Genomic DNA, 11,095 nt, shown 5'->3' with positions numbered 1-11,095 from the left:
ACCTCTTCAACCAGCTCCTCACCGGCCTCACGGAAGGCGAAGCATCATGAGCGACCGCCCCGACCCTGTGCATAATGCAGATGACAGGACGAGAGGCGAAGACCCGAGGATGGGAGGATCCACGTCATGGCCGTCACTGTGTGGGGACACCGGTCGATCCAGAGCGATCTGCACGTCGCGGGACCTACGGGAGTCGTACGTCGTGGGTGACCTCTACGAAGGCGTGTCACCGGACGGAACCATCCGGACAGGCGTACGTCGCGACCTCGTGCCCGACATGTTCGAGCAGATCATCGCCGACGCAGTGAGGCTGCTCGACGACAGCGGAGCATCGCTCTACGTCTACGGATCGGTTGCCACGGGCAAGGCGCGTCCGGAGTCGTCTGATGTCGATCTGCTCTCCATCGACCTGCAAGGCGCGGCATCGATCGGTGGACGACTTTCCGTCGCCTACGCCGACAGGTGTCGAGGCGTCGAGATCGCCGACACGGCTGCAACAGACTACGAAGCTGACACAGACGCGGCGTACGGAAACCGGGTCTTTCTCCGCCACTACTGCGTCCACCTCGCCGGGCCAGATCCCTCCACCGCGCTCCCGCCGTTCCCTGCGGACGCGCGTGCGGCCCGCGGCTTCAACGGCGACCTCGACCGGCACCTGGCGCGATGGCGACACGAGCTCACAGCGGGGACCACGGCGACGCCAGAACTCGCTGTCCGCACCGCACGCAAGACCCTCCTCGCCACTGCCGGGCTGGTCAGCGTCCATGACCACACCTGGACGACCGACCGAGCGCGGGCCTGCCAGCGGTGGGGCGAGATCGACCCCCGCCTTGCCGTTCCCCTCGCACTGCTGCAGTCGTGGTCGGACGGGAAGCAAACGCCCGCGCGTGGAGAACTGGAGCGGGCCCTGGGTCCCGACGGAGTCGTCACGGCGGTGGTCGCGCGCTTCGCCGACATCGTCGGGCTCTGGACCGAAGAGCGCTGAGCGCCCCCGCGACGACGAGGTCGTCAACGCTCGACGCCGGGTGCGCTAGGTTCGCGCGCATGGACGGGTCCACCGCGGCGGGCTGGCAGCCGGAGCCGGGCTGGCAACGGCTGCCGGGGTCCGGTCCCGCGACCGTGGGCCTCTGGTCCGCCACCCACCAGGGACGCGACGTGGTCGTCAAGCGGCTGCAGGCGCCCGATCCGCATGATGCGCCCGGGCTGCGGGCGCCGCGCGACGTGAACTACTGGCGGCGGGCCGCCGACGTCGCCCTGAGCGGGGTGGTGGCGGACGCGCCGGGTCTGCGGGAGGCGCCCGTCGTCCGCGTGGACGAGGACGACGAGGGCATCACCCTGGTCCACGAGCGGGTGGAGGCCCACGACCAGCCCGGCCTGTGGCTGGCGGCCTGCCTCGGCCGCTTCGCCGCCGCCGACCTGGGCGAGCACCCGTGGTTGGCGCGCGACCAGCTGCGGAGCAGGCTGCGCCTCGTCGAGCGCCGAGGCGGCTGGCGCACCCTGGCCCGCACACCGGTCGCCGACATCGCCGACCACCTCTGGTCACGCCGCGAGCCGTGGCTCGACCGCTGCGACGCACTCCCGCAGGTCGCACAGCACGGTGACCCGTCGGCGGCCAACATTCCCGGCCGGCACGGTGACGGGGGCGTGGCGATCGACTGGGCGCACCTCGGTCGGGGGCCGGTCGGCGCCGACCTCGGCTACCTGTCGCTGGCGACCCGCGAGGACGTCGAACCCCTCGTGGAGGCGTACGTCGCCGCGCTGCCCGCAGGCCTCGCGGATCCCGCCGACGTGGTGACCGGCGCCCGCGTCATGGCCGTCTACACCGCCCTGACCCGCCTGGACTGGGCGCTGGCCCGGGTCGCTGACGGCGAGGGCGCGCTCGCCGGGAAGTTCCGTCACCCCAGCGTCGCGCCGTACATCCGCGCGATGCAGCGCCAGGTCAGACAGATCGAGGCGCTGCTCGGCGACGGCTGACCCTGTTTGGGACGGCTCAGAGCGACGAGGCGGAGAAGGTGTCGCAGGCCTCGAGGGTGCCTTCCTCGTAGCCGCGGGTGAACCACGCCATCCGCTGCTCCGACGAGCCGTGGGTCCAGCCCTCGGGGTCGACGCCCTGCCCGGACTTCTGCTGGATCCGGTCGTCCCCCACGGCCTTGGCCGAGTCGAGGGCCTCGGCGATGTCGCCCTGGTCGAGGTCGGCCAGGATGCCGTCGCCGTCGCTGGCGTCGCGGGTCCACATGCCGGCGTAGCAGTCGGCCTGCAGCTCGAGGCGTACGGCGTCGGAGTCCGCGCCCTTCTGCGTGCGGACCTGGCCCATGGTGCCCATCAGGTTCTGGATGTGGTGGCCGTACTCGTGGCCGAGGACGTAGGGCTCGACGAAGTCGCCGCCCTGGCCGCCGAGCTGGCCCTGGAGGACGTCGGCGAAGAAGGTGGTGTCGAGGTAGATCTGCTGGTCGGGCGGGCAGTAGAAGGGCCCCACCTGGGACGACGCCTGGCCGCACCCGGTCGACACGGCGCCGGCGAAGGTGTTGATGGTCGCCGGGGTGAACTCGGTGCCGGCCTGCTCCGGCAGCGTCGCCGCCCAGTACTGCTCGAGCGAGAGCGCCACGGCCACTCGGGCGCAGTCGGCGTCCTCGTTGGCGTCGGCACCGGTCTTGCAGTTGGCGTAGCGCTCGTCGCCGGTGTCGACGCCCTCGGGCTGGCTCTGGCCCTGCGAGCTCGTGCCGCCGCCACCGCTGCCGCCCGGCAGGCCGCCGCCCATGCACTGGGTGAGGACCACGAACAGGATGATGATGATGAGGCCGCCGATGCCGCCGCCTGCCCGCGTGCCGCCCGGCAGCGGGATCCGCATGCCGCCGCCGCCACCGCCGCCTCCGCGGCCTGCGTCGTTGACCCGGCCCCCGCTGATGTCGGCCTTCGGGTTGAAGCGCATGGGTGTTGCCTTTCCGCAGGTCGTGACGGTCGGAGCGACCTCGTGCGCAGGTTAGCGCGTGCGTCGCCGATGGGGCTCTCGCCTCCACCCCTTCGTAGGATGTCGTCCGATGATCACCGCCCAGAAGCTCGAGGTCAGAGCCGGCGCGCGGCTCCTCATGGAGGACGTCACCTTCCGCATCGCCGCGGGCGACAAGGTGGGCCTCGTGGGGCGCAACGGAGCCGGCAAGACGACCCTCACCCGCATCCTCGCCGGCGAGGGCCAGCCCGCCTCCGGACAGGTCCTGCGCAGCGGCGAGGTGGGCTACCTCCCGCAGGACCCCCGGGTCGGTGACCCCGAGGTCATCGCCCGCGACCGGATCCTGTCCGCCCGCGGCCTCGACGACGTCGTACGACGCCTGCGCGAGGCCGAGGTCGACATGGCGAGCGAGGACCCGAAGGTCCACGAGCGCGGCATGAAGCGGTGGACCCGCGCCGACGCCGAGCTGCACGCCGGGGGCGGGTACGCCGCCGAGTCCGAGGCGGCCCAGATGGCGGCCGCCCTCGGGATCGAGGAGCGGCTCCTCGCCCAGCCGATCGGCACGCTGTCCGGTGGCCAGCGGCGCCGCGTCGAGCTGGCGCGCATCCTGTTCTCGGGCGCCGAGATCATGCTGCTCGACGAGCCGACCAACCACCTCGACGCCGACTCGATCGTCTGGCTGCGCGACTTCCTCAAGGCCCACCGCGGCGGCTTCGTGGTCATCAGCCACGACAACGCGCTGCTCGAGGCGACGGTCAACAAGGTGTTCCACCTCGACGCCAACCGCGCGGTCATCGACGTCTACAACATGGGCTGGCACAACTACCTGACCCAGCGCGAGGACGACGAGAAGCGCCGCAAACGCGAGCGCCAGAACGCCGAGAACAAGGCCAAGGTGCTCACCGACCAGGCCAACAAGATGCGCGCCAAGGCCACCAAGGCACAGGCCGCGCAGTCGATGCTCAAGCGCGCCGAGAAGATGATGGCCGGCATCGAGACCGAGCGGCAGGCCGACAAGGTGGCGCGCATCGCGTTCCCCGAGCCCGCCCCGTGCGGCAAGACGCCGCTCATGGGCACCGAGCTGTCCAAGTCGTACGGCTCGCTCGAGGTCTTCACCGCCGTCGACCTCGCGATCGACCGGGGGAGTCGCGTGGTCATCCTCGGGCTCAACGGTGCCGGCAAGACCACGATGCTGCGGATCCTCGCCGGCGTCGACCAGCCCGACACCGGCAAGGTCGTGCCGGGCTACGGGCTCAAGATGGGCTACTACGCCCAGGAGCACGAGACGCTCGACGTCAACCGCACCGTGCTGGAGAACATGCACTCAGCGGCGCCCGAGCTCACCGACACCCAGGCCCGCTCCGTGCTCGGCTCGTTCCTCTTCTCCGGCGACGACGCCCACAAGCCCGCCGGCGTGCTGTCCGGCGGGGAGAAGACCCGGCTCGCGCTCGCAATCCTGGTCGTCTCCAGCGCCAACGTGCTGCTGCTCGACGAGCCCACCAACAACCTCGACCCGGCCTCCCGCGAGGAGGTGCTCCACGCGATCCGGAGCTACACCGGGGCGATCATCCTCGTCACGCACGACGAGGGTGCGGTGCGTGCCCTCGACCCCGACCGCGTGCTGCTGCTGCCCGACGGCGACGAGGACCTGTGGACCGACGACTACGCCGACCTCGTCTCGCTCGCCTGAGGGCGTTGCCTCCCGTGGTTACCCGCGAGTAGTAACCTGCTCGGCATGACTCCCGAAGAGCTCGCCGCGGTCGGCCTCCGCCTCGACGTCGAGGGGGCGATCGCCACGATCACCCTCGACCGTCCCGAGGTGCGCAACGCCCAGACGCCGGCCATGTGGCTGGCGCTCGCCGAGCTGGGTGCCGCCCTGCCCGACGACGTACGCGTGGTGGTGGTGACGGGGGAGGGCGACACCTTCTCCGCGGGCCTCGACCGCGCGATGCTCGACCCGGCCAACGCCGGGGAGGGCACGGTGCTGGGCCTGCTGGCGCTGAGCGACGAGGAGGCCTCGGCCCGGATCGAGGAGTTCCAGCGCGGCTTCACCTGGCTGCGCGACCCGCGCTTCGTCTCGATCGCCAAGGTGCGGGGGCACGCGATCGGCGCCGGCTTCCAGCTCGCGCTGTCGTGCGACCTGCGTGTCGTGGCCGACGACGTGAAGTTCTCGATGAAGGAGTCCGCGCTCGGCCTCGTGCCCGACCTCACCGGCACCAAGCCGCTGGTCGAGCACGTCGGCTACGCACGGGCGCTGGAGATCTGCGCGACGGCGCGCGTCGTGCCCGGTGAGGAGGCCGTCCGCATCGGCCTAGCCACCGCCTGTGTGCCCGCAGTCGAGCTCGACGCAGCGGTCGCCGACCTCGCGGCGGCCCTGTGCGCGCCGATGGCGGGCGTCGTACCGGAGACCAAGACCCTGCTCCAGGGTGCTGCCGACCGTGATCTCGACGAGCAGCGGCGTCTCGAGCGGGAGGCGCAGGTACGCCGGTTCCGCGCGTTGGCGGCCGCCTTCGCCGGCTGACCCCCACACTGGACCGCGTGATGGCGCTGGTGCGGGTCCTCGGTGTGGCGGCGCTCTGGTCGGTCGGGGTCGCGAGTGCGCTCGTCCCGGTGCCGTTCGGCGGCACCTACGTCGCGCTGGCACTCTCCGTCGCGCTCTGGCTCGCGCTGGCCGCCGGCTCCCGCGCCCTGCTGCGACCGCTCGGCGACCGCGCGGGGACCGTCGTCGGTGTGCTCACCCTCGTGCTGGCGCTGCCGCTGCTCAACTGGGTGTCCGTGGCTCCCCAGCTGTGGTTCCAGGCGCACCGTCCGGCGTACGACGCAGCGCTGGAGGTGTCACCGGGCGCCGGGGACGGCTACTACGGCACCGACCTCCCGCCCGAGTGGCGCTGGCTCTCCGTGGACGGTCGCATCGTCGAGAAGGACGGGATGCTGTTCTTCCCGCAGTGGTACGGCATCCCCGACGACGGTGGCGGCTACTTCCACTCGCGGACCGGTTCGCCCGCCGGCACCGACATGGCGGGGATGCTCTGCCGGGCCCCGGTCAACCTCGGTGACGGTTGGTGGATGTGCGGGATGGGCTGAACGCCGGCACCCGGGAGGAGGAACAATCACCCGCTGGTGACGGTTGTGGCCGGTGAGCAACGAAGGAGTGGGCATGTCGATGGGACCGGGCGCAGGTGGCCCGCCGTGGCGGCACCTGCGCAGTGACCGGAGCGTCGTCGACAACAAGATCGAGCGACGCACGCTGCGCCGGGTGCTCGGCTTCGCGCGCCCGCACCGACGGCTGATCACCGCCTTCCTGGGGGTCACGGTGGTCGACGCGGCGCTCGTCGTGGTGCCGCCGCTCCTGCTCAAGGCGATCATCGACGACGGCGTGCAGAACGGTGACACCTCGCTCGTCATCTGGCTCGCCGTCCTGGTGGCGCTGGTGGCCGTGCTCAGTGCCGGCTTCGGCCTGATCACCGGCTGGCTGTCGAGCCGGATCGGTGAGGGGCTGATCTACGATCTCCGCACCCGCGTCTTCGCCCACGTGCAGCGGCAGTCGCTCGCCTTCTTCACCCGCACCCAGACCGGCGCGCTCGTCAGCCGCCTCAACAACGACGTGATCGGCGCGCAGCGGGCGTTCACCTCGACGCTCCAGGGCACGGTCTCCAACATCATCGCGGCCGTCGTGGTGGGCGTGACGATGCTGTTCCTTAGCTGGCCGGTGACCGTGCTGTGCCTGGCGCTCTTCCCGATCCTGCTGATCGCCTCGCGCCTCGTGGGCAACCGCCTCGCCGACCTCTCGCGGCAGCAGATGGACGGCAACGCCGACCTCGGCAACGCCATGACCGAGCGCTTCAACGTCGGCGGCGCCATGCTGCTCAAGCTCTTCGGTCGCCGGGAGGCCGAGGACGTCGCCTACGCCGAGAAGGCCGCGGTCGTGCGCGACCTCGGCGTGCGGATCTCGTTGCTCACCCGCATCTTCTTCGCCGCGATGACGCTCGTGCCGTCGTTGGCGACCGCGCTCGTCTACGGCATCGGCGGCTGGCTGGCCATCCGCGGCGACCTCTCGGTCGGCACCATCGTCGCGCTCGGCGTGCTGCTGACCCGCCTGCTCGGCCCGCTGCAGGGCCTGTCCAACGTGCGCATCGACGTGATGACCGCGCTGGTCAGCTTCGACCGGGTCTTCGAGGTCCTCGACCTGCCGTCGCTGATCCAGGAGAAGCCCGACGCCCTCGCCCTCGCACCTTCGGCGTCGCGCCTGGAGTTCGACCACGTCGCGTTCACCTACCCGCGCGCCGACGAGATCTCGCTCGCCTCGCTCGAGACCGTCGCCCGCACCGAGTCGCGCGACACCGGGCAGGTGCTCCACGAGGTCACGTTCACCGCCGAGCCCGGCCAGATGGTGGCCCTCGTCGGTCCCTCCGGCGCCGGCAAGACGACGGTCACGCACCTCGTCGCCCGGCTCTACGACGTCGAGTCCGGTGCGGTGCGCGTCGGCGGCCACGACGTCCGCGACGTCACGCTCCAGTCGCTGGAGGACGTGGTCGGCTACGTCACCCAGGACGCCCACATGTTCCACGACACGATCCGCGCCAACCTGCTCTACGCCCGCCCCGCCGCGTCCGAGGCCGACGTCTGGGCCGCGCTCGAGGCCGCGCAGATCGCGTCGCTCGTCCGGTCCCTGCCCGACGGCCTCGACACGGTCGTCGGCGACCGCGGCTACCGGCTCAGCGGGGGAGAGCGCCAGCGCCTCGCGATCGCGCGCCTGCTCCTCAAGGCACCGGCCATCGTGGTCCTCGACGAGGCCACGGCCCACCTCGACAGCGAGTCCGAGGCTGCCGTCCAGCAGGCCCTCGACGCCGCGCTCGAGGGACGCACGTCGCTGGTCATCGCGCACCGGCTCTCCACGGTCCGCAACGCCGACCTGATCCTCGTCCTCGACGACGGTCGCGTCGTGCAGCAGGGCACCCACGGCGAGCTCCTCGCCTCCGGCGGCCTCTACGCCACCCTCCACGCCACGCAGTTCCGGGCGGAGAAGGTGGACGTCCCCGGCTAGGGTCGCGGCATGGACCTGCAGCTGGCCGATCGCGTCTTCATCGTCAGCGGCGGGGCCCGCGGGCTGGGCCGGGCAAGCGCCGACGTGCTGGTTGCCGAGGGCGCACGCGTCGTGCTGTCCGGCCGCTCGCAGGACTCGCTCGACGAGGCGAGCGCCGCGCTCGACGAGCTGGCCGGGCGCCGTGCCGCGGTGGGCGTGGTGGCCGACAACGCCGACCGCGAGACCCCGCGGCGGCTCCTCGCGGCTGCCGGCGAGACGTTCGGCCGCGTCGACGGGGCCCTGATCAGCGTCGGAGGACCGCCGAAGGGGCCGGTCACCGGCATCTCCGACGACCAGTGGACCGCGGCGTTCGAGTCGGTGTTCCTGGGCGCCGTACGCCTGGCGCGCGAGATCGGCGCCGCCCTGCCCGCCGGCGGGTCGCTGGGCCTGGTGCTGTCCTCGAGCGTCCGGGCGCCGCTGCCCGAGATGGCGATCTCCAACGGCCTGCGCCCCGGCCTGGCGATGGTGGCCAAGACGTTGGCCGACGAGCTGGGGCCGCGCGGCGTACGGGTCAACGGCCTCCTGCCCGGCCGCATCGCCACCGAGCGCGTCGCGGAGCTGGACGCCTCGACCGGCGACCCCGAGGGGGCCCGCCGGGCGGCCGAGGCGTCGATCCCGCTCGGTCGCTACGGCGCCCCGGAGGAATTCGGTGCGGTCGCGGCGTTCGTGCTGTCGCCCGCGGCGTCATTCCTGACGGGCGTGATGCTCCCGGTCGACGGCGGCCTGCTCCGCGCCCTCTGAGGGGTCCGGCGGATCCTCGTCCGAGTCGAGCCGCTCGCGCCAGGTACGCCGTCGAGCGCGCGCGGGCTCCGGGGTCGGGGGAGACTCGTTGCCCCACGGGCCGCGGCCGCCGCGCCACTCGTCGTAGATGAGGTAGAAGAAGCCGAAGATCGCCAGGGCGCCGAAGAACCACCACTGCAACCCGTAGAAGAAGTGCGGTCCGTCGTCGAGCTCCGGGAGCTCGACCGGCTCGAGTGGCGTCGCGGGCTCGGGCGACTCCGAGCGGAGGTCGACCCAGCCGCCGAGCACCTCGCGGCCCAGCGCCTCGCCGATGCGCTCGCTGTCGATGGCGCGGGTGGACTGGTCGGCGACCGCGGTGCTGTCGCCCTCCGCGTCACGGCGTACCCAACCGGTGACGTCGACCTCGCCCTCGGGCGGCGCGGGCACGTCGGCGGTCGACGCACCTCGGTTGTCGGTGGCGAACCAGCCGCGGTCGACCAGCAGGCTCGTGCCGTCGTCGAGCTCGAGGGGGACGACAGCGTCGACGCCGGCCTCGCCCTCGCGGGTGCGGTAGCGCACGATGACCGTGTCCTCGACGGCGTAGGTCCCGGTGGCCTCGACGATGCGCCACTCGTCGACCGCGTCGACCGGCCGGCCGGGTGCCAGGACGTCGGTGACCGGGTCTGCACCGGCCTTCTCGTTGCGCTGGATGATGTCGTTGCGCTCCTGGCGGTCGGTGAGGCGGTTGAACTGCCACTCGCCGAGCCGCCACGCGACCCATGCCAGGAAGACGACCACGAGGGCGAAGGCGATCCAGCGGCGCGAGACGAGGAACCGCAGCTTGTGCACCCCGTGAGGTTATCCGCCCCTCCTGAGCGCCCGGCGGGTGGTGCGGCCCCCGTCGTTAGACTTGTGACCGTGACGACACCCCTGGCAGATCGCTTCGGCCGCGTGGCCACGGACCTGCGGGTCTCGTTGACCGACCGGTGCAACCTGCGGTGCAACTACTGCATGCCCGCAGAGGGCCTCGACTGGCTGCCCACCGAGCAGACCCTGAGCGACGACGAGGTCGTCCGGCTGATCACGATCGGCGTGGAGCGCCTCGGCATCCGGGAGGTGCGCTTCACGGGAGGCGAGCCGCTGCTGCGCCGCGGGCTCGTCGACATCGTCGGGCGCACGCACGCGCTCGGCGTCGAGACCTCCCTGACCACCAACGCCCTCGGGCTCACGCGCACCGCGCAGGCCCTCGCCGACGCCGGCCTCGACCGGATCAACGCGAGCATCGACACGGTGCGGCCGGAGACCTTCGCGACCATCACGCGTCGTGACCGCCTCACGGACGTCGTCGCCGGCCTCGAGGCAGCCAAGGCCGCGGGGCTCGGGCCGATCAAGCTCAACGCCGTGCTGCTGCGCGGCACCAACGACGACCAGGCCGCCGAGCTCCTCGGCTGGAGCATCGCCCACGGCTACGAGCTCCGGTTCATCGAGCAGATGCCGCTCGACGCCCAGCACGACTGGAGCCGCGCCGCCATGGTCACCGCCGACGAGATCCACGAGGCGCTCGCCGCGGAGTTCACCCTGACGCCCCACGGGGCACCGCGCGGCAGCGCGCCGGCCGAGCTGTTCGACGTCGACGGCGGGCCGGCGACCGTCGGGATCATCGCGTCCGTCACCCGCCCGTTCTGCGGCGACTGCGACCGCGTACGCCTCACCGCCGACGGACAGGTGCGCAACTGCCTGTTCGCGCGCGAGGAGTCCGACCTCCGCACGTCGCTGCGCTCCGGCGCCGACGACGAGGAGATCGCCGAGCGCTGGGTCATCGCGATGCGCGGCAAGCGCGCCGGCCACGGCATCGACGACGAGACCTTCCTTCAGCCCGACCGTCCCATGTCCGCGATCGGTGGATAGCGGAGACGCGCCAGCGGATCCGCTGATGGTGGTCGAGCAAGCCGCGCGACCGAGGAACGAGGTCGCGACCGGCGTGTCGAGACCCGGTCAGCCGACAGGCGACCTCAGCCAGCGGGCGTGTGCGGGACGACGTCCTTCAGGAACCCGCGGGCACCGAGGAAGTCCGAGAGCGAGGCCCGGTGCTCGTCGCAGGCGAGCCAGGACTTGCGCCGCTCGGGCGTGTGGATCTTCGGGTTGTTCCACTGCAGGTTCCATACGGCGTCGGCCTGGCAGCCCTTGGCCGAGCAGATGTCACGGTCGAGGTCCATCGTCGTCCTTCCTGCGGGCCGAGAGGCCGCGCGAGCGAGGCCCGGACATGAGAAGTGCCGGACAGCCACGGGGGGAAGCTGTCCGGCACCTCGGGTGCTGGCGCAGACGGGGGATGCTGCGCTCGCACC

The 11,095-nt window shown here is 72.0% G+C and carries 11 protein-coding genes; 8 read left to right on the top strand and 3 right to left on the bottom strand.

Annotated elements, in window-relative coordinates; all coding sequences use genetic code 11:
* The first annotated feature begins 202 nt into the window (after positions 1-202).
* Both Q1B24_RS19230 and Q1B24_RS19225 read left to right on the top strand, forming a co-directional pair.
* A complete protein-coding gene (locus Q1B24_RS19230; RefSeq protein WP_299931689.1) occupies positions 203-985 on the top strand; it encodes a nucleotidyltransferase domain-containing protein in 783 nt (260 codons plus the stop codon).
* 59 nt (positions 986-1,044) lie between these two features.
* The gene (locus tag Q1B24_RS19225) at positions 1,045-1,974 is read left to right on the top strand and encodes a phosphotransferase (protein ID WP_299931687.1); all 930 of its coding nucleotides are present in this window, start codon (positions 1,045-1,047) and stop codon (positions 1,972-1,974) included.
* A 16-nt stretch (positions 1,975-1,990) separates the two neighbouring features.
* Here Q1B24_RS19225 and Q1B24_RS19220 read toward each other — a convergent pair whose 3' ends face one another.
* Positions 1,991-2,929, bottom strand: a complete 939-nt coding sequence (locus Q1B24_RS19220; RefSeq protein ID WP_299931685.1) for a neutral zinc metallopeptidase — start codon at positions 2,927-2,929, stop codon at positions 1,991-1,993.
* A 109-nt stretch (positions 2,930-3,038) separates the two neighbouring features.
* Between Q1B24_RS19220 and Q1B24_RS19215 the strand changes: the two genes are divergently transcribed.
* The 5 genes from Q1B24_RS19215 (at position 3,039) to Q1B24_RS19195 (ending at position 8,771) form a co-directional block, all read left to right on the top strand.
* A complete protein-coding gene (locus tag Q1B24_RS19215; RefSeq protein ID WP_299931683.1) occupies positions 3,039-4,637 on the top strand; it encodes an ABC-F family ATP-binding cassette domain-containing protein in 1,599 nt (532 codons plus the stop codon).
* Between the two features lie 45 nt (positions 4,638-4,682).
* Positions 4,683-5,468, top strand: coding sequence for an enoyl-CoA hydratase/isomerase family protein (locus tag Q1B24_RS19210; RefSeq protein WP_299931681.1), 786 nt, complete (start codon positions 4,683-4,685; stop codon positions 5,466-5,468).
* Positions 5,469-5,485: 17 nt separating this feature from the next.
* Positions 5,486-6,031, top strand: coding sequence for a hypothetical protein (locus Q1B24_RS19205; protein WP_299931679.1), 546 nt, complete (start codon positions 5,486-5,488; stop codon positions 6,029-6,031).
* Between the two features lie 73 nt (positions 6,032-6,104).
* Positions 6,105-7,991 (top strand): ABC transporter ATP-binding protein, encoded by a 1,887-nt coding sequence (locus Q1B24_RS19200; protein ID WP_299931677.1) that lies wholly within the window; start codon positions 6,105-6,107, stop codon positions 7,989-7,991.
* 9 nt (positions 7,992-8,000) lie between these two features.
* Positions 8,001-8,771: an SDR family oxidoreductase gene (locus Q1B24_RS19195; protein WP_299931675.1), complete on the top strand. Its 771-nt coding sequence runs from the start codon at positions 8,001-8,003 to the stop codon at positions 8,769-8,771.
* Here the strand turns inward: Q1B24_RS19195 and Q1B24_RS19190 are convergent.
* Positions 8,715-9,599, bottom strand: a complete 885-nt coding sequence (locus tag Q1B24_RS19190) for an SURF1 family protein (RefSeq protein WP_299931673.1) — start codon at positions 9,597-9,599, stop codon at positions 8,715-8,717. The genes Q1B24_RS19195 and Q1B24_RS19190 overlap by 57 nt on opposite strands.
* A gap of 69 nt (positions 9,600-9,668) precedes the next feature.
* On the opposite strand from Q1B24_RS19190, the gene moaA reads away from it, so the two are divergent.
* Positions 9,669-10,658 (top strand): GTP 3',8-cyclase MoaA, encoded by a 990-nt coding sequence (gene moaA, locus Q1B24_RS19185; RefSeq protein WP_299931671.1) that lies wholly within the window; start codon positions 9,669-9,671, stop codon positions 10,656-10,658.
* 104 nt (positions 10,659-10,762) lie between these two features.
* Here the strand turns inward: moaA and Q1B24_RS19180 are convergent, their stop codons facing one another.
* Positions 10,763-10,966, bottom strand: coding sequence for an acetone carboxylase (locus Q1B24_RS19180; protein ID WP_299931670.1), 204 nt, complete (start codon positions 10,964-10,966; stop codon positions 10,763-10,765).
* Positions 10,967-11,095: the final 129 nt, after the last annotated feature.

Origin of the sequence: uncultured Nocardioides sp. (genome assembly GCF_947488025.1) — a bacterium.
Taxonomy (GTDB): domain Bacteria; phylum Actinomycetota; class Actinomycetes; order Propionibacteriales; family Nocardioidaceae; genus Nocardioides.
The sequence above is the reverse complement of the archived record's forward strand: the minus strand, read 5'-3'. Positions and strand labels throughout refer to the sequence as shown.